We start from the raw sequence: 19403 nt of genomic DNA, 5'->3' as shown, positions 1-19403 counted from the left end.
CGTTATGTTTCTCTGTCAGTAAACTGCTTTTACTGTACTGCTCAAATGCTAAAAACCCGTCGCCAAATATAACTTGAAAAGCTAAAACCTTAAAAAATACCGCAGTAAACTAGCTTATTTCTTTAGTTTTGCTCCTTCCTACAGCATTAACTACCGCTTCCTCAATCGAATGTAGTTTAAAAGGCTTTGAAATAAACATATCCATGCCAGCTTCTTTGCACGCAACTTTATCGGTAGATGATGTATTTGCAGTTAATGCCACTATTAAGGTATCTGCATAAGGACAAATATGTTGTGCTCGCAAAATTTTAGTGGCCTCAAGTCCATCCAGCTGCGGCATCACGCAATCCATAAAAATAAGATCGTATTTTTTTTGCTTACACTTTAAAATTGCGTCTTCGCCATCAACTGCAAAATCGGCTTTAATATTTAATTTTTCAAGCGAAGCGTCCAGTACCAATCGGTTTATTTGGTTATCATCAACAACTAAAACCGATAAATTAGTTGCCGCTATGACAACGTTTACCCGAGGATTATTTTCGATTTGTACTGCGCCGACTGCAAGTGGGATATCCACGATAAATGTCGTACCCTGATTAAAAGTACTATCAACCGTTATTGTCCCCCCCATAAAATCAATCAATTCTTTTACGATTGCCAAGCCTAAGCCGGTACCACCTTTACTCTTTTTGGCGTCTATTTCTTGTGTAAAAGGTGAGAACAATGAATCTAAAAATGAGTTGGTCATCCCCCTTCCGCTGTCACACACTTCAAGATGCAAGGCTAATTTATCACCGACTACATTCACATCAGCATTAAATTTTACCAAGCCTTCGTCAGTGAATTTTAACGCGTTACTTAATAAGTTTGACGCAATTTGGCTCAGCCGAGCATTATCGCAATAAGCCCAACAGTCATCTGCTATCGTTATATTTGTTTGAAAATCAACCTTACTATCTCTAAACAATGGAATGTACAACGAAGCAAGATCAACAAAAATTGTTTTTAATAAAAAATGATTTGGTTCGAGTTTTAACTCACCGTGGTTTATTTTTGAAAAGTCGAGCACTTCGTTAATTATACTCAGTAAAATATCCGCGCTACGCAAAGCTATCTTTAGTTTTTCAACTCTCTTATCTTCACGGCGCTCACCTAATAGCGTAGTTAACATTCCGGTTATGCCGTTCAATGGTGTCCTGAGTTCGTGACTTATTTTAGCTAGTAGCATGCTTCTATCTTCTAACATGCGCTCTGCTTCTGCTTTTTTATTTTTTAACTCTTCGCGAAGCATGACCGATTCAGTCACGTCTTGTAAGGTACCAAATAACCTCACACATCGACCATTTAATAATTCAGCTTCACCAAATGTTGATACCCACAAAGTCTGTCCATTAGCGGTAACAAGTTCGAGGTCGAGATGCCATTTCTCGCCACTTTGTATTGCAGAGTTCACTGCATTAACGATGCTTTCTCTGCTTTCTCCTGCTTTAAAAAATTCAGTCGCAGCATTAAGATCAGGAACATAGCTATCACTAACTTGGTAAATACGTCGTGTTTGCTCGCTCCAAGTGACTTTATCAGTGAGTAAATCAACTTCCCACGTGCCAATATTTGCTACAGCCTCTAATTTTAACAGCGTATTGTTGTTTTTAATAAGCTGTTCATTGGTGATCTTGCGGGCAAACTCAGCACCCAGCCATTGTGCAAATAACTCAACATAGTCATGGGCTTGTTGTGAAAAGGGAGTTGATACAGCCGGTGATGAAAAGTTAACTGTACCGAATACATTTGAACCGACTTTTATTGGCGCCCCAATATAAGATTCGAGCTGGAAATTTAGGTAACATGGGTGGTTTGCAATGCGACTACTCGACGCTTTATGAAAAGTAAGCGCGGCATTTGCTGCGAGTGTATGTACACAATAAGTGCCTTCTAAATCAAACGTTGTACCAGAGGCTAAAGAATTATCAGGTGTTATAACGTAGAGCACGGTATAAATACTTTGTTCAATTTTACTAACAATCGCGATATCTAAATTAAATACATCAAGCCCAAACTTGAGCAAACTATGCGTTTTCTCGTCAAAACTTTGACTTTGATCAGATACAATATCATGGAAGCTTCGAAGGAAATTCAAATAAATACCTCGTATTATTTTGCATAGCGACAGATGCTATAGCTAAAAAATCTTATCTAACCACTTCATATTGGTTAATTATTATAGCGTGTAATTAAATATTTACCTTACTAAGGAGACTGACCTTTCGGGATTAAAATTTGTTCAATTTAGGTTTAACACTTAGATCATAGTATGTTTGCCAGTTATGCTGCGTTATCGCCTATTTATGGGGAATTACCACACTACATAAGCTCAGCCTAGCCTAAAAGCCAAACACATTGCTGCAAACTTCGAAATAGAAACACACGCTACCCTAACTTTAGAGTAGAAACTTTTCATCAGCAATAGTTTATTTATATTTTCAGTTAGTTATAAAGCTCCATTTATAAAATAAGGCCTCAATTGAGACCTTATTACTTAACCTAAGCAGGGGTTACTAAGTGGTATGCATTAAAACTGCCACCCGAGCGATGCCCAATAACGGCGTCCGTCTTCGACATAACCATATTCATTCTCAGTGATATCTTTATCAAATAGGTTATAAATACCAAAGCCTAACTTTACGCTTTTAGTCAAAACATAATTACCACCCACATCGGCTAACGTGTAGTTAGGTGCAATTAGGCTGCTTTGTGAAGGTCCTGTGGTTGGTTGACTTTCCTCACCACGATAATGCACACGTAACCACCCCCCTAACTTATCGCTTGGCTGCCAGTTTAACGATGTTTGCACTATATGTTTAGGTAACTGATTGAGAGGACTGCCTTTATATTGCCCGGTTTTTTGCTCAGAATCGGTATAAGTGTAATTAGCGCTTAAACCTAAATCGCTGGTTAAGTCGTAAGAAACTGAAAATTCAAACCCTTGAGTCACGGCTTCATCAACATTTACATAGGTTGTCGGATCTGAACCAAACTGATTTTGGCCATCCGTGCATTGCGTAAGTGGGCATGCAATTCGCGTAATTTTGTCATCAAACTCATTGTAAAACACCGTACTTGAGATTGTGTAATCACCACGTGGATCGTAATAAATACCCATTTCATAATTCAATGACTTTTCAGGACTAAGATCTGGGTTGCCATAGATATTGCCGCCTCGACTTACTTGTCCCCAGTCTGCATTTGATTGACGAATATTAGGCGCTCTAAAACCTGTCGAAATACCACCTTTGATAGTGATAGCCTTAGAGACGGTATAAACACCATATAAACGTGGACTCCAATGGCCTGAAAAATTATCGTCGTGGTCGTAACGCAAACCTGTGGTGAGCTTAAATTTGTCGCTGGTGCTCCACTCATCCTCAGCAAATACCGACCACTGTTTATTTTCTACATGGGTTAACTCGCTGATCCTATTACTCGTGTAATCATCAAGCACTTCTTTTAAGTAGGCTGCACCAAGCGTCGCGTTATGACCGGCAAAAATCGGTAAAGTCCAACTGGTTTGCGCATCCGTGTTTTCAACAAACATTTCACGAGAAGTATTATCGTACTTATCGTATTTTAAATAGCTGCGCGAGTTACCAAAGTCATAATAACCGTTATGGGTTAACGAGTAAGTTTGTTGCTCATACTCTGTTGTCGATGATTCTGGGCAACCTCTTCGGCCACAGCTTTCACCCGGCGCCAATGGTTCAACTGTTTTACCCAGTGTGTTTTCAAATTTTTGCTGCGCGCTGCCAACCTCTAGCATTATTTCGTGATTATCGTTTGGCGTTAAAATAAACTTTGCTTTAAGGTTACTTTGCTCTTTGCCCCTAAAGCCTGAAGTAAAGTTATCTTCGTCACGTTTTGAAAACTGCCCATATAATTGCACACCTAATAATTCTGGGACAAGTCCACCAGCTGCGAAAAAACTACCTTGATTAGTATTACCTGAGTCGCTACTTTGTTGAACTGTACTGTCTAAACGCAGCTCACCATACCACTGCAGGGGTGTTTTTCGAGTAATAATGTTTATCACCCCACCGATAGCGTCTGAGCCATACAAGGACGACATAGGCCCACGTATCACTTCAATGCGTTCAATTGCAGAGATTGGCGGTGTCCATGCACCTTCAACACCTGGTCCATCACTGTTTGGCCTTGTTTCACGTGATGATTGTCGCTGGCCATCAACTAAAATTAATGTGTATTGGCTAGCCATGCCTCGCAGGCTTATATCTTTACGATCGCCACCGCCAGTAACCACAACTCCAGGGACATCGGTCATTGCATCGGTTAAGTCACGATAAAAGCGTTTTTCCAGATCTGCGCGATCAATCACACTGATGCTTGCTGGCGCGTCCTTTAACATTTGCTCATAACCTGACGCTGATACCACGATAACTTCCATATCTTGTTTCATTTCATCAGCTAACACTATTGAGCTGGATAAACTAAGCGCGGTTAAAATGGCGCTAGTTAACGGTATTAACTTACAACTTACCGTGTTCATGATTTTTCTCCGTGACAAATGCAGTTTAAATGATAATAATTAGCGTTTGCATGGTAGTGAGATGTTCCTTTTTCTACAATGTGTATTTTCTTAAAACAGTATTAAGTAAGACTTAACCAAATGAATACAAAATTACTTCGCACATTAACTGTATTTGTGCGCATTGTTGAAACGGGTAGTATGAGTAAAGCCGCAGTTGATCTTGCCATGACCACATCAGCAATTAGCCAACAAATCAAACAAATAGAGCTTGATATTAAGTTGAGCTTATTTAATCGCAGTCCACGAGAACTGACACTCACCGAGGCTGGCGAGATTTATTATCAAAGCTGTGTAACCATCCTCACCGCTGCAAAACAAGCTGGTGAAAAGCTGCAATATTTACAAAACAGCCCTAGTGGTCAATTAAAGTTAGTAGCACCGGTTGGATTTGGTGGCGGAATATTAAGTGAACCGCTTAAAAAATTAACCAACCAGTACCCTGATTTTGATGTGCAACTGACTTTATCTGACGAACCCCTTGATATAATAAAGTCGGGCGCTGATTTGGCTATAGCGATTGGCCCGCTGGATGATTCAAGTTTAGTTGCTCGGCCTTTGGCGAAGTGGCCACTCGTATTATGTGTGCATAAAAGTCACCCATTGGCTGAGCATTGCACACTGTCGCCTTGGCAGTTAAACCATCATACTCGTATCTCGCATTGCACTGCAGATCACCCACTAACGCATAGTTTAAACAGCCAAAAAAAAGCGCTCCCAAAACCACGTATCGTGGTTAATAACATGCACAGTATTATTCAATTAGTGTGTGATGGCGTTGGTTATGCAATTTTACCAAAGCCAGAAGTACAATCATTATTGCTAGAAGGAGAACTCGTTGAGTTATGCACTGACTGGCAACTGCCCACCTACAGTGTGTATGCAATTACCCCAGCAAGAGATATTTTGGCAGGTAAAACCAAACTGGCTATCGAAATTTTAAAACAGCACTGTGATGAAATCTCAGATTCATTAAAGCAGTCTGCATAAAGCAAATTATCCTAAACTTACTTGTAACTACTGCAACACAGCGGGTCTATATCTTAAAGTAACTTGTGTATATACTTTATGTATTGAATACCAATGATTGATGCATAATGACAGCGGCAAAAAAGAAGAGTAATTTTTTTAGTAATATAATTTTTAATATTATTTTACCTGCGGTGATTTTAAGCCGCTTTAGTACACCTGATACGTTAGGCCCGGTATGGGCAGTAGTGGTAGCACTTGCTTTTCCGCTGTTATTTGGTTTGTGGGAACTTAAACAATCAGGCAAAGTAAACTTTTTCTCAGTACTTGGCATTATCAGCGTACTACTTACTGGCGGTATCAGTTTATTTGAACTTGACCCAGCTTATATCGCGATTAAAGAAGCGATGGTACCAGCAATTATTGGTGTGATTGTATTGATCAGCCAGTACACCCCTTATCCGCTGATCCGTAAATTACTAATTAACCCTGAATTGCTTGATATTGATAAACTTATGCATTCGTTAGAGCAACAAAACAACACCGCGGTATTTGATGCAAAAATGCGTCTTGCCGGTTTTATTGTTGCCAGTGCGTTCTTTTTATCTGCAACACTCAACTACTTTTTAGCGAAAAGTATTGTTGTTAGTATGCCCGGCACCACAGCTTATGCCGAAGAGTTAGGACGTATGACTTGGTTAAGCTACCCAGTCATTGTGGCGCCGACTATGGTACTATTAGGCGGAGCAATTATTTTCATTTTTAAGCAAATAGGTAAATTAACTAAACAACCTATCGATGAATTTATATTGCAGTAAGTGGTTACTCAAAAGCCTTAGCGATACATTTTAATAAACCGCCTTACGCAATCTTCAATATATGCTGCTGGCGGTACATCATTAATTTTTGCGTGCCCAAGTGCATGGCGTAATTTCCAATCACCTGTGGCCATGCCCAGTAACTGTAACGTGGCAAACTTAGGGTTGTCGATATCAAGCAAGCCCGCCTGTGCAATACTACATAAGCAGACCTCTACCTGCTGCATCACTACTTTAGGGGCGGCGTCATAAAACAATAAGGCCAACTCAGGGTATTCATCTTTGTGCGCTACGCACGTGTCGTATACTTTCAATGCCTCGGGTGAAAATACCAGTGTAATAAAATTAGTCACAACACGTAGTAAGTTTTCCTCTAGGCTTTGCGCTGGCTCAAAACGCTCTTTACGTAAGTTTGAGGAGGAACAATGCGCTGTTACAGTTTCAACAAATAGATTATTTTTGTCTTTGAAATGACTATAAACCGTTTGTTTAGATACTTGGGCTAATTTAGCAATTTGATCCATGCTGGTATTAGGAAAGCCTTTATCCATGAACAAGGTCGTTGCAGCTGTAATAATTTGTTGTCGTTTTTGTTCTGACCGACTTAGGGTAGTTATTTCCATTTTCACCTCAAATCAAACTAGACAGTCTAGTTTGATTGGTTTATATTTATACAAAATTAGACTCTTGAGTCCAATTCTAAATCATTCTGCGTCTAGCACAAAGCATAACTGTGTTTAATGCACCTGACTAACCACGCTGATTTAACATGGCGATAAATAAGGATATTATAATGAAAAAATATCTGCTTAGTGCATTCATTTTATTCACACCATTTATATGTTACGGCGAAAGTCTGGTTCATGTAGCTGCCTACACAGTACAACAAGAGGCGGGCTATTATCAAACACGTACGCTTAGTGGCAAAGTGGTCATACAAAACGATGCAAAGTTGAGTTTTGAATTTCCAGGAAAAATTGCACAAATTTATTTTGATCAAGGCGAGCAAGTAAAACATGGTGATATTATTGCACGCCAAAATACGCAGCTTTTAGTTATCGAAGAACAAAAACTTCAGGCGCAAAAACAACGAATTCAAGCACAACTTACCTTCGCTGAACTTGAAAAAAAGCGTTTAGCAGAACTTGATAAAAAGAACTACTCGGCCACCTCGGCACTTGACCAAGTTAAAACCAATATCGCTGTACTTAACGCAGAACTAGCCGCAATAGCAGCAAGCTTGAATGAAGTCAGTATCCGCACTGAAAAGGCACATTTAACCGCGCCATTCAACGGTATTTTAGGCCAGCGCTTTGCCTCACAAGGTGAAATTGTTGCAGCCAGTACAGCGATTGTGCGTTTAATCGAAAACCAACATGCGCAAGTTAGCATGGGGATCCCACTGACACTGCAAAGCACCATCCAAAATAGCATGGACATTGAGATTGCCGGACAAAACTTTACTGCACAATCTATCAGTAAAGGAGCGAGTATCGACCCACATACACAAACCTTAACAATGCGCTTTGCTTTGCCAACTAGCGCAGTTGTTTATGCTGGCCAATTAGCAAAATTAACAGTGCAACAATATCAGCAACAAAGCGGTTTTTGGGTGCCTCTTGATGCCCTTGCCGATGGTGTGCGCGGTACTTGGCAGGTTTATCAAATAAAAAACAAGGTACTAAAACCTATCATTGTGCAGCTTTATTATGCCCATGATGGCTATGCGTTTATTGGCGCCCCATTACACAATGGTGCGCAAATTGTTGCCAATGGCATGCATAAGCTGTCGGCCAACATTTCGGTTAATGTTGTTGCAAATCAACCAACCAAGGTGCTGTGATGATCCGCTATTTATTTAATCACGGGCGTGTCCAAGCGCTTTTAGTGGCGTTACTTATCGTTAGTGGTTTAGCTGCGATTAGTGGCTTAGCGCGCAGTGAAGATCCTCGAATAACTAATCGTATCGCTATCGTAACCACTGCTTTACCTGGCGCCAGTGCTGAACGAGTTGAGGTGCAAATAAGTGAAAAAATCGAACAAAAACTAAAATCCCAAGCTGAAGTAAAGCATTTATCGTCGATTTCTCGTCCTGGGCTCTCAGTGATCACCATTGAGCTAAAAGACGAAGTCACGAACGTTAAACCCATTTGGTCGCGAATGCGTGATTTATTAGGTGATGTCAACAACCAGTTGCCAGTAAATGCTTCATCACCGCTACTGGATGACGAGCGTGGCTATGCTTATACTCGTATCTTATCGCTTAACGCCAATGACGATATAACCACATTAGCAACGGTTAATCGCTATGCAAAAGAACTGCAAAATCAATTACGTAATGTTTCAGGTGTGGAGTTGGTGCATTTTTTTGGCCAAGTTGATGAGGAAATTTTAGTTGCGGTTGATCAACAAAAAGCCAGTTTAGCTGGTATTCCTTTAGCGCATATTCATGCAGCTATTCAAGGTGCAGATGCAAAAGTAGCCGCTGGTACCCTTACAAATGACAAATCGCAAATGCAAATTGAAGTGACCGGTGCGTTTGACTCGATTGCTCGCATTGGCGCAATTCCACTAAGTAGTAATCAAAATGCAGGGCAATATCAACTCTCTGATGTAGCCCAAATTACTCGCTCAGTAAAAACCCCCGTGAACGAAATTGCATTAATTGATGGAAAACCCGGTATTTATATTGCGATCCGCATGTTACCAAACTTGCGTATCGATACTTTTTCTAAGCGTGTTGATGTCGCCATCGATAACTTTAGCCAAGACTTACCAAGCCAAATTTTACTCCAAGATATTTTTGATCAACGCGGTTATACCCAAACTCGTTTAGCCGATTTACTCAGCAATATTACCGTGGGGTTTGTGCTTATTCTAGTGGTATTATTTATCACTTTAGGTTTTAAAGCTGCTCTGGTTGTCGGCACCGCGTTACCTTTAACCGTATTGTTTACGTTAGTAAGTATGCAGCTCTATGGCTTACCTATTCATCAAATGTCGGTTACCGGTTTAGTCGTGGCACTGGGCATTATGGTTGATAACGCCATTGTGATCACCGATGCTGTTCAGCGCTTTCGCCAACAAGGCCTAACAGCTTTAGCCGCAGTAGAAAAAGCCGTGGCACATTTTTGGCTTCCACTGCTTGGCTCAACTCTAACAACTATTTTAGCGTTTGCACCGATTGTGCTGATGCCAGGTGCTGCAGGAGAGTTTATTGGCGGTATTGCCTTAAGTGTTATTTTTGCCTTAATTGGTTCATACCTGATTTCACACTCTTTAGTGGTGGTATTTGCAGGGCAATTTATCAATAACGAACAGCGTACTGGTATCTTTTATCAAGGTATACGCACACCTAAACTCAGTAAACGCTTTGAAGCAACGTTAAAACGTAGCCTAGAAAAACCAATACTCACTTTACTACTGGTCTTTATACTCCCTGTTGCCGGTTTTTTTGGGGCAGGACAACTCACCGAGCAGTTTTTCCCGCCCTCAGATCGCGATATGTTTCAAATTGAAGTGCATTTTGCCCCTCATGTGAGTATTACATCAACTCGACAAGCCATAGAGAAAATGGATCAACTAATTCGGCAATCTGAAGGCATTGAAAAGCTTGATTGGATGATCGGAACTAATTTCCCAAGCTTTTACTATAATATGCTCCAGCGTAATCGCGGCGCCAATAACTATGCGCAAGCGATGGTAAAAGTAACCGACTTTAAACGTGCCAACGAGTTAATAAAAAGCTTGCAGATACAACTTGATAAAGCATTTCCAAACGCACAAACTTTAGTCAGAAAGCTTGAGCAAGGTCCACCATTCAATGCACCAATTGAAATGCGTATTTATGGCCCAAGCCTAGATACTCTCTCTGAACTGGGCCAACAATTACGCACGCAGCTCATTGCTCATAACGATATAACCCACACCCGTCCAACCTTATTGTCGGGCTCGCCTAAACTATGGTTAAACACCGATGAAGCAGCGCTGACTCATGCAGGATTAAGCCTAAGTAATATGGCAACACAACTACAAAACCAGTTCAATGGTGTCGTGGTCGGCAGTATTATTGATAATACCGAAACCGTTCCCGTACTCGTTAGAGTTGCAGATAAGCACCGAGATGATATTAGCTCGCTATTTAGTACGCAGTTAAATACGCCAGCTAGTTCAAACCAAATAGATACTGCACAACCGCTAGTGGTTGAATCATTTGCCAGTGCAACACTGAGCCCTTCTCGTGGCTCTATCGCTCGCCGTGACGGTGAACGTGTTAATATTATCGAAGCTTATTTAGCAACTGGCGTATTACCGCAAACCGTACTGAATGAAGTAACCGCCACCATTGCACAATCAGGCTTTGTATTACCCCATGGCTACAGATTAGAGCTCGGTGGTGAGTCGCAAAAACGCAACGAAGCGGTTAGTAAATTGCTTGGCCAAGTGGGGATTATTGTCGTGTTATTGATCACCGTACTGGTGATGTCATTTAATTCATTTACCACCACAGGGCTAATCTTAATAAACGCCCTGCAAGCTGCAATGCTGGGCTTGCTCAGTGTATTTATTGCTGGCTACCCGTTTGGTTTTACTGTGATCATTGGTTTATTGGGCTTAATGGGACTGGCCATAAATGCCGCCATTGTCATTTTATCAGAGTTAAATTCACTGCAAGCCCTCACTGATAAAAACAAAATCGTTGCCGCTGTGATGACTTGCTCACGCCATATCAGCTCCACTACCATCACCACCGTTGGTGGCTTTTTACCACTCATACTCGCCGGCGGAGGTTTTTGGCCTCCGTTTGCCGTCGCTATCGCAGGTGGTACTGTATTAACCACTGTGTTGTCATTTTATTTTGTTCCTGTAGCATATTATTTAGTATCAAAACGCACGCTACGCACAAAAAAACATGGAATTAACGCACACTAGTAAATTTAAATTAATATCTTTATTTTTAAATTATAAAACACCATTGATATAATATTTTTATGAGGTATGATTACTTTAAATAAGAGGAACATCATGTTTATATTAATATCTCATCCACAAAAAACAAATCTCACCTTCGACATTTAAGCCGAGTGTAACTCTTACACTCGGCAGTCTCACTGTATTATTTTAAATTTAAGTTCGGTTCAGTTTTCGTGGAGATTTAGTCCGTGTTTGCTTTTCTGTTCGGGTACAAAACCCCTGCTTTTTATAAGTATAAAAACTATTTAAGCCAAAGTTCAGCATTTTTACATCCGCTGAAACTCGCGCATGTGTTGCAAAAAATAGAGTATTCACAACGACCTTGGTCAAAGTTTAGCCCACATGTACAAATTGGCTGTACCGTAGTCATCCAGCATACTGATACGGGTTATAAACGCCGTATAAGCTTAGTTCCGGCTGCAGAAAAGGGGCTATGTAATAATGTTGTGTCATTACACTCTTCTATAGGTACTGATCTTTTAGGACATAAAATAGGTCACATTTTTGAGTGTAAAGAATATGGATGTTTTCACTCTTGGCAAATATTAGCAATTAATAGTAAGGAGAATTATATAGAGTAAATCATTTCAATTTTTATTTATTAATTTTTATATATTTAATTGGAGTTATTTATAATAAGTAAAGAAAAAGCTAAAAAACCAGCAAAAATGACGTTAAAAGAAAAGCGAAAAATACGTAAAGAGAAAACAAAGACAACCGAAAAGTAAAGAGTTGTCACTTTACATATAACGTTTCATGGAAACCTTAATAAAGTCCAAAGCTCGGCATTATAAAAATGTCGGGCTTTTATCGTTTAAATATATTAATAAAAAAGGCCTCAATAGAGACCTTTGTTATAGATGAAGTTTAAATAAAACTGAATTAGCTACTGTATTGTTGGCACGGTAATAATTGATACAGAGCCTAGCGGATCTACGTTATAGTCTTCACTCGGTTCGCCTTCGTCAGCGGTGATGATTAATTTACCATCGGGACTGAAAGTTACCATATCTGGCAGTGCTCCGACCGCAGATATCATTTCAAGCTCATAACTACTCGTGTTAAACATAGCAACAACGCCAGTATCAGTTTTCACGCCTGACTCGATCGCAGCGGCAAGTTTTCCGTTTGATACTGCGACAGAATTAACACCTGCACCGTAATAGCTAATATCAATTGCGCCAAGTGTTGCAATGTTATTTGGGTTAGCAAAATCAATCACTTCAATACGAGGAGCGTTAAGCAAGCTGCCGTTATTTACTACGAATAAACGTTTTGTTTGTGCATCATAAGCCGTGATCTCTGCGGCGCCTTCACCACCTTCAATTAACAAGCGTGATGCAAAATCAAACTTGCCTTCGTTGTTTTCACTATAGACGGTGATATTACCACTGTCTTCGTTTGCAACTACCAGCTGCGCTTTTGACGTTGGGCTTTGATCAGCGGTTATAAATAACACCCCTTCTGGCGCATCATCACCTTGGGTAACGAGCATTTGCACAAAACTTACGGCATTAACATCACTAATATCATATACTGCAACCGCATCAGCACGCTCTAAAGCAATAAATGCATAGCGCTTATTGGCAACCATACCTGTTGTTACACTCTCAGGCTCAGTGCCTTTCGCATCACTGCGACCATCTGGGTAAACGCCGGCTTTATTAGCTTCAAAGGCAAGTGATGAACCACTATCAAACACCTGCTCACCGGTATCACCATTGAAGATTGAGAATGAACGTGCACCAAAACTATAGAGTTTATTATGACTTGATGCTGCAGTATCAGAATCAACATATTGCGATACTAATAAACGCCCTAATTCGACGTTGTTTTGTAATATACTTACGTCTGTAAATACCGACTCATCAAGCACGATATCTGCAACTTTCTCACCTTCAGCGAAGTTGCTAAACCAGTCACGTATATCCCCCTCGTTGGCAGTTAAAACGTAATCTATGCCATCTTGTGTAAATGTTGCGATGCCATCAGGTTGATACATACCCACTACGTTTGCGCGGGTTTGTAGTTTGATCATATTATCTTTATCACTGGCATCGATTTCATTGCCAGCCATACCATAATCTTTAAAGCCCAGCGGAAAAATATCAGTGATAGTTTTCGTGGTTAAGTCTATTTTTGCAAGGCCGTTATTCTCTTGCAATGACACCCATGCAGTGCTTGAATCAGCTGATACGGCGACATACTCAGGCTCAACGTCTGCAGCTAAATCTGCACCTTTACCAAATACTCGGAAGCCTTTGCTTTCAAGAGCCGCTTCTTGATCATTAAATGATGTGAAATTTAATGTAGTTGCAGCACCCACATGCATAGGAGTTTTGAAGTTTTTACGTCCAGGGCTGGCATAAAGTTGTGGCGCATTCTCATCAACAAGCTCTATAAATTCCATACCATCAGGAAAACGGCCATAACTATTAACATGGAAATCGCCATAACTGACTTGTTGATGCACTTGGCCTTGGTATTTTAGTTTAATGGTTTCGCCTTTGCCTAAGCCAAAGTCTTCATTATTATTTAAAATAGCCGTTGCGGGTGCACCGTTAGGTAACTGAGCACCCGTAACTAAATTCGGCAATAATACAATAAAGCCGTGGCCAGGAATTTCTGTACCTGCAGGGATAGTTAAACCCGCTTGGTTATTCGCTTCACGGTCTAAATCAACTAACTCCCACTCATTAGCTGCAAAAACAAATGGTTCAGAAGATGTGTTGTACAGCTCAACAAAATCAAAATCGGCGTCATCACGGCCTTTTGAAACCACTTCATTGATCACAATATTAGCGGCAGTTGCACCATCAACCGGCGCTGGTAATTTATTGGCAGCACCAGGCGTTGGCGCGAGCGCTTCATCTTGAGTGTGCCAATTACCACCATCTGGTAAACGCCCCCATGTAGACACATGGCTACCATCACTCCAATGTGCGCTATCTACAATTTGATTGTTGTGCACCAGTAATGCGGTGTCGCCTTTACCTAAACCAAAATCAGTATCGCCAGCAGTGGCAACTAAAGTATCTGTTGGTGCATCAAATGGAATGCTAGTTTGATCTGTGGCAATCACTAAAAACCCACCTGCAGCGATGGTTGTACCTTGTGGAATTTTAATGCCCGGCTCTTTATCAATCTCAAAGCCTTTTAAATCATTTACTGCCCAATTAGCCTCACTAAAGGTAAATGCTTGTTCAGAGTTATTAAACAACTCAATAAAATCATAACCGCCTTCATTTGAACGCACCTCGTTGATCACCACTTGCCCTGCTGATGGTGTCTCAGTAATTTGGCTAAATGTTGCAGTAACCTCTTTATGGTTATTCATTGTAAGAGTTAAAGAAGTCGCGCTATAGTCTGCGTTACCAATATCGCCAGACCATGAAACAAATTTATATCCTTGTGCAGCCTGAGCGTTTAGCATAACAATAGCACCTTGCTCATAATCAGCACGCTCTGGACTTATTACTACGTTTCCAGCACTTTGCTCTGTGATATTTAATATCAGTTGGTAACGCAAAGGCTCTAAATCATTATCATCATCTGCTAGATCACAGCCACTTACTAGACCTAGCATTAATAAGCTGCCTACTATCGGTTTCAATTTCATCACATTTCCTTGGTATCGTTTTAGTTTTAATTAATCACGATACCCTAAAGCGTAATATTGACAGCTAAATGTAATTATCATGTCAATGGGATGACATTGCGAACGAGAATAAACTATAAGGTCATGATTTAATTTATAATTCACCTCATTCTAAATAACCAAAATTCAGACGTGCAGGTAGTAATTTCCAACTCTAACTACGTTGAATTTACTTGCCGTTGCTCTCTAACTAATAGCTGTAGTGATGTACTGAATATCAGATTGTAACTCTGCGCAATAGAAAAAATTTATAAAATACTTAAAATTGTGAGGGACACTTTTTGGCATAAAAAGCGCGGCATAAACCGCGCTTTCAATTTACTCTGATACAGAAGGTTCAGTATTTGCTTGAGCATCGCTTACAGGAGCTTCGTCACTTAACAAGTACTTTTCGAGCCATTGCTCTTGCTCCCAAAGCACATGCAGTAAACTCTTGCGAGCACGGTAGCCGTGAGCTTCGTAAGGTAACATCACTAAACGCGCTTCTTTACCTAAACCTTTGAGCGCAGCGTACATATGCTCGCTTTGCATTGGGAAGGTGCCGTGAGATTAAGGATGGGTCTTCTTCCCCATATAATTAAATCAACAAGCGCGGCATAAACCGCGCTTTGAATTTATTCTGTTAAAGAAGGCTCAGTATTTACTTGAGCATCGCTTGCAGGAGCTTCGTCACTTAACAAGTATTTATCCAGCCACTGCTCTTGTTCCCAAAGCACATGCAGTAAACTCTTGCGAGCACGGTAGCCGTGAGCTTCGTAAGGTAACATTACTAAACGCGCTTCTTTACCTAAACCTTTTAGCGCAGCGTACATACGCTCGCTTTGCATTGGGAAGGTGCCGTGAGATTAAGGGTGGGTCTTCTTCCCCATATAATTAAATTAACAAGCGCGGCATAAACCGCGCTTTCAATTTACTCTGAAACAGAAGGTTCAGTATTTGCTTGAGCATCGCTTACAGGAGCTTCGTCAGTTAACAAGTATTTATCCAGCCACTGCTCTTGTTCCCATAAAACATGTAATAAGCTTTTACGGGCACGATAACCATGGGCTTCGTAAGGTAGCATCACTAAACGCGCTTCTTTACCTAAACCTTTGAGCGCAGCGTACATACGCTCTCTTTGCATTGGGAAGGTGCCGTGAGATTAAGGGTGGGTCTTCATCCCCATATAATTAAATCAACAAGCGCGGCATAAACCGCGCTTTGAATTTATTCTGTTAAAGAAGGCTCAGTATTTACTTGAGCATCGCTTACAGGAGCTTCGTCAGTTAACAAGTATTTATCCAGCCATTGCTCTTGCTCCCAAAGCACATGCAGTAAACCCTTACGAGCACGGTAGCCGTGAGCTTCGTAAGGTAACATTACTAAACGCGCTTCTTTACCTAAACCTTTGAGCGCAGCGTACATACGCTCGCTTTGCATTGGGAAGGTGCCGTGAGATTAAGGGTGGGTCTTCTTCCCCATATAATTAAATTAACAAGCGCGGCATAAACCGCGCTTTGAATTTATTCTGTTACAGAAGGCTCAGTATTTACTTGAGCATCGCTTGCAGGAGCTTCGTCAGTTAACAAGTATTTATCCAGCCATTGCTCTTGTTCCCAAAGCACATGCAGTAAACTCTTGCGAGCACGGTAGCCGTGAGCTTCGTTAGGTAACATCACTAAACGCGCTTCTTTACCTAAACCTTTTAGCGCAGCGTACATACGCTCGCTTTGCATTGGGAAGGTGCCGTGAGATTAAGGGTGGGTCTTCTTCCCCATATAATTAAATTAACAAGCGCGGCATAAACCGCGCTTTCAATTTACTCTGAAACAGAAGGTTCAGTATTTGCTTGAGCATCGCTTACAGGAGCTTCGTCACTTAACAAGTACTTTTCGAGCCATTGCTCTTGCTCCCAAAGCACATGCAGTAAACTCTTGCGAGCACGGTAGCCGTGAGCTTCGTAAGGTAACATCACTAAACGCGCTTCTTTACCTAAACCTTTGAGCGCAGCGTACATACGCTCGCTTTGCATTGGGAAGGTGCCAGAATTCGGGTCTTCTTGGCCGTGGATCATTAACATCGGCTCGTTAATTTTTTCAGCATGAAAAAACGGTGACATATTGGCGTATACATCCTGTGCTTGCCAAAAATCACGTTCTTCTCCTTGAAACCCAAACGGTGTCAAGGTCCTGTTATAGGCGCCACTGCGGGCAATACCGGTTTTGAATAAATCACTGTGAGCTAATAAGTTTGCTACCATAAAGGCGCCATATGAGTGGCCTGCAATGGCGATTTTATCTTTATCTGCAATGCCTTTTTCGACCAGCACATCTACCGCAGCTTTGGCACTTGCAACTAACTGCTTTCTAAATAAATCATTTGGCTCTTTACCATCAACACCGACGATTGGCATCTTCGGATCATCAAATACAGCAATACCTTTTGCGAGGTAAGGCATTGGCCCCCAATAACCTATGTAGGTAAATTCGTACGGCGATTCACGTACTTGCGATGCAACTGCTTTATCTTTATATTCCAGTGGGTATGCCCACATTAATACAGGTAATGGACCTTGCGTTTTATCGTAACCTGGAGGTAAATATAGCGTACCAGAGAGTTCAACACCGTCATCACGTTGGTAACGTACAAGTTCTTTAGTCACCCCTTTAAACGCCGGGTATGGATGCTCAAAGGTAGTGAGCTGAGTCAGAGTGTCGGCATCTAAATCGCGAATAAAGAAGTTAGGTTGTTCGGTCTTAGATTCACGAATAGTAATTAATCGCTCACCTTCATCATCAAGCATGGCACGAACTCGCTCGTAATATGGCGCTTTTGATTGCCATAAACGTTTGGTTGTATTGGTCTTAATGTCGTACTGATCTAAAAATGGCACATTCCCTTGCTCTGACGCACCATCACCGCGCAAAAATATATAACGTCCACCAACCACTTTAATAACGTTTACACCGAGATCATTTCGCTCATAAATAGCGTCGCCCGGATCTTTATAAGCATCGTTATAGCTGCGCTGTGAAAACAATACGCGGTTATTATCCGCATCGCGTGGTTGGATCACATAGGTACGTAACTGGCGATCACTAAAACGCCACTCGGTTAAAAACGCAACGTTTTCATTCGCCCACTCAATACCTGAAAAACGTCGTTCTAGTTTAGCAAATAGTTTTGGTTCACGTTTAAAAGGTGAGCGTAAACTATATAGATGATCATGATACGGCACATCGGTTTTCATATCGCCGCCATCTTGCGCCTGCGCCCAAATGAGTTCGGCACCTTGGTCATCACGCCACTGAAAATCACGACGACCCGTTCGCACACTGTCATAACCTTGTGGAATGTTGTCGGCCAGTGGCTGTTTAGACAATTGCGCTAACGTATAACCACGCATGCCAAGCACCTGCCACGTTGTCGCAAAGCGGCTATAGGGTACTTGATACGAAAATGGTTCGTCGATAGTGGCTACTAAAATATTGGTTGAATCAGGCGAGATCGAAAATGATTTAAATAATGCTGGTTTGCCAATCGATAACGCAACACCGCTCAGAGGAATATAAGTTAATTGACCTTGGCCGTAAAACTTAAACTGCAACTCATCAAACGGGCTGGTTAATAAATTTTGGTAAGTCCGTGCTGGCGCTTTTTGACCGCTACTTTGTTGAATAACCGGCACAACGCTATTTGCATCACTAACTAATTTCGGCTTGCCAAGGTTAACCGCTTGGTTAGCAACAATTGCCGTGCTATCTGGTAACCATTGATAAGGGGTGGCTGTTAGCACTGAATTAAGAGCCACAGTTGACAACTGACGTGCTTGTTTAGTTTCGGCGTTATACACCCACAATTGCGCCTGAGTTGGTTGCTCAACAATAAACGCTAAATATTCGCTATTACTTGACCATTTAGGTGAGCGGATCACCCCTTGAGGTAAATTATTAACGGTAATCACAGCGCCAGTCGCAATATGTTTAACTTGTAACGCACTAAATTTAGTGCGAGGACGTGAGCGTGAAAAGTTTGCCGGGTTTAACTTTATACCCGCCAATTTCAATTCTTCTTTTGCTAAATCATCTAATGTTTCAATACGTTTTCGCTCAAACAGCGCTAACCATTGACCATCAGCAGATAGGTAGCTACTCGGTGCTAATTTAGCATCAACCAGCGCGGCTAAATCACTTGATGGGGTTTGATACCCCTGCGCGCCATGGCTAAAATGACTAAAGCCAACACTCAATAAGAGGGCGAATAAAAGCAGCATGCTTTTCATAGTGTATCCTTGGTATTTTTTATTAATTCCTGTATATAAACATGTTTTGCAACATTCATAAAGTTTTTACGATTCTACCTTCAATAACGCCGATAGATGACTTATTAGCTCAAACTGCGTTAAACT

The 19403-nt window shown here is 41.2% G+C and carries 11 protein-coding genes and 4 pseudogenes; 5 read left to right on the top strand and 10 right to left on the bottom strand.

What is annotated here, in order from left to right:
• Window positions 1-109 precede the first annotated feature (109 nt).
• On the bottom strand, window positions 110-2137 hold the full coding sequence (locus H5203_RS02460; protein ID WP_182819319.1) for an ATP-binding protein: 2028 nt from the start codon (window positions 2135-2137) through the stop codon (window positions 110-112).
• Window positions 2138-2569: 432 nt separating this feature from the next.
• Complete coding sequence (locus H5203_RS02455; protein ID WP_182819318.1) at window positions 2570-4558, bottom strand: ligand-gated channel protein; 1989 nt, start codon at window positions 4556-4558, stop codon at window positions 2570-2572.
• A 120-nt stretch (window positions 4559-4678) separates the two neighbouring features.
• On the opposite strand from H5203_RS02455, the gene H5203_RS02450 reads away from it, so the two are divergent.
• Together H5203_RS02450 and H5203_RS02445 are read left to right on the top strand one after the other, a co-directional pair.
• Window positions 4679-5587 carry a LysR family transcriptional regulator gene (locus H5203_RS02450; protein WP_149980026.1) on the top strand — a complete coding sequence of 303 codons (909 nt, stop codon included), beginning with the start codon at window positions 4679-4681 and terminating at the stop codon, window positions 5585-5587.
• Between the two features lie 107 nt (window positions 5588-5694).
• Entirely contained in the window at window positions 5695-6384 is a 690-nt protein-coding gene (locus H5203_RS02445) for a VC0807 family protein (RefSeq protein WP_149980025.1), read from the top strand.
• A gap of 17 nt (window positions 6385-6401) precedes the next feature.
• Here the strand turns inward: H5203_RS02445 and H5203_RS02440 are convergent, their stop codons facing one another.
• Window positions 6402-7007: a TetR/AcrR family transcriptional regulator gene (locus tag H5203_RS02440; RefSeq protein WP_145234238.1), complete on the bottom strand. Its 606-nt coding sequence runs from the start codon at window positions 7005-7007 to the stop codon at window positions 6402-6404.
• 170 nt (window positions 7008-7177) lie between these two features.
• Between H5203_RS02440 and H5203_RS02435 the strand changes: the two genes are divergently transcribed.
• The 3 genes from H5203_RS02435 (at window position 7178) to H5203_RS02425 (ending at window position 11939) form a co-directional block, all read left to right on the top strand.
• A complete protein-coding gene (locus H5203_RS02435; RefSeq protein WP_182819317.1) occupies window positions 7178-8227 on the top strand; it encodes an efflux RND transporter periplasmic adaptor subunit in 1050 nt (349 codons plus the stop codon).
• A complete protein-coding gene (locus H5203_RS02430) occupies window positions 8227-11316 on the top strand; it encodes an efflux RND transporter permease subunit (protein ID WP_182819316.1) in 3090 nt (1029 codons plus the stop codon). The genes H5203_RS02435 and H5203_RS02430 overlap by 1 nt, the downstream gene beginning before the upstream one ends.
• Before the next feature lie 230 nt (window positions 11317-11546).
• Complete coding sequence (locus tag H5203_RS02425) at window positions 11547-11939, top strand: GreA/GreB family elongation factor (RefSeq protein ID WP_182730903.1); 393 nt, start codon at window positions 11547-11549, stop codon at window positions 11937-11939.
• Window positions 11940-12244: 305 nt separating this feature from the next.
• Here H5203_RS02425 and H5203_RS02420 read toward each other — a convergent pair whose 3' ends face one another.
• The 7 genes and pseudogenes from H5203_RS02420 to H5203_RS02390 all read right to left on the bottom strand — a co-directional run bounded on the left by H5203_RS02420 (window position 12245) and on the right by H5203_RS02390 (window position 19268).
• The gene (locus tag H5203_RS02420; protein ID WP_182819315.1) at window positions 12245-14977 is read right to left on the bottom strand and encodes a choice-of-anchor I family protein; all 2733 of its coding nucleotides are present in this window, start codon (window positions 14975-14977) and stop codon (window positions 12245-12247) included.
• A 357-nt stretch (window positions 14978-15334) separates the two neighbouring features.
• Window positions 15335-15559, bottom strand: a pseudogene (locus tag H5203_RS02415) (alpha/beta hydrolase family protein); the annotation flags it as partial.
• A 71-nt stretch (window positions 15560-15630) separates the two neighbouring features.
• Window positions 15631-15855 (bottom strand): annotated as a pseudogene (locus tag H5203_RS02410) (alpha/beta hydrolase family protein); the annotation flags it as partial.
• A 71-nt stretch (window positions 15856-15926) separates the two neighbouring features.
• Window positions 15927-16139, bottom strand: coding sequence for a S9 family peptidase (locus H5203_RS02405; protein WP_182819313.1), 213 nt, complete (start codon window positions 16137-16139; stop codon window positions 15927-15929).
• Between the two features lie 83 nt (window positions 16140-16222).
• Window positions 16223-16447: pseudogene (locus H5203_RS02400) on the bottom strand (alpha/beta hydrolase family protein); the annotation flags it as partial.
• A 71-nt stretch (window positions 16448-16518) separates the two neighbouring features.
• Window positions 16519-16743 (bottom strand): annotated as a pseudogene (locus H5203_RS02395) (alpha/beta hydrolase family protein); the annotation flags it as partial.
• A gap of 71 nt (window positions 16744-16814) precedes the next feature.
• A complete protein-coding gene (locus tag H5203_RS02390; protein WP_259401900.1) occupies window positions 16815-19268 on the bottom strand; it encodes a prolyl oligopeptidase family serine peptidase in 2454 nt (817 codons plus the stop codon).
• Window positions 19269-19403 lie beyond the last annotated feature (135 nt).

The organism is Pseudoalteromonas sp. SG41-1, from assembly GCF_014164575.1.
In the GTDB taxonomy this organism is placed as follows: Bacteria; Pseudomonadota; Gammaproteobacteria; order Enterobacterales; family Alteromonadaceae; genus Pseudoalteromonas; species Pseudoalteromonas rhizosphaerae.
This window is presented reverse-complemented; position numbering and strand designations above follow the sequence as displayed.